This is a genomic window from Pseudomonas sp. FA-1 (assembly GCF_056856075.1).
In genome coordinates this window covers 1-323 of sequence record NZ_JBWXTH010000047.1, presented here as the reverse complement: position 1 = coordinate 323, position 323 = coordinate 1, and the positions used below count along the sequence as shown (strand labels likewise).

The 323-nt window shown below is 61.9% G+C and carries 1 pseudogene; it reads right to left on the bottom strand.

Annotated elements, in window-relative coordinates:
- Positions 1-323 (bottom strand): annotated as a pseudogene (locus AC1MHZ_RS23440) (HNH/ENDO VII family nuclease); the annotation flags it as partial.

Sequence of the window (323 nt, the reverse complement as noted above, 5' to 3'; positions counted from 1 at the left end):
AAGCAACTGGTGAGCTTGCCCTGGGTCCGATACACCTCGCGGTGCAGGTCATCACGCTCCATGTCGGTGATCACCTGACCATCCAGGTTCAGCTGGTGCAGGTGCCCGCTGCCGTAGTACAGGTGGTTGACCTTGCGGCCGTCCGGCAATGTCAGGGTGGTCAGGTTGCTGAGCGGGTCGTACTCGTAACCGAGCGTGCCGGCGGGCGTGATTTCTTTCGTCAGCCGGCCCAGCAGATCGTAGGCTTACTCCAGCTTCTCTTCCGTGACCCCAAGCTGCTTGCCGATCCCGGTCGGTTGCCGCTCGATGCTCAGTAACCGGTC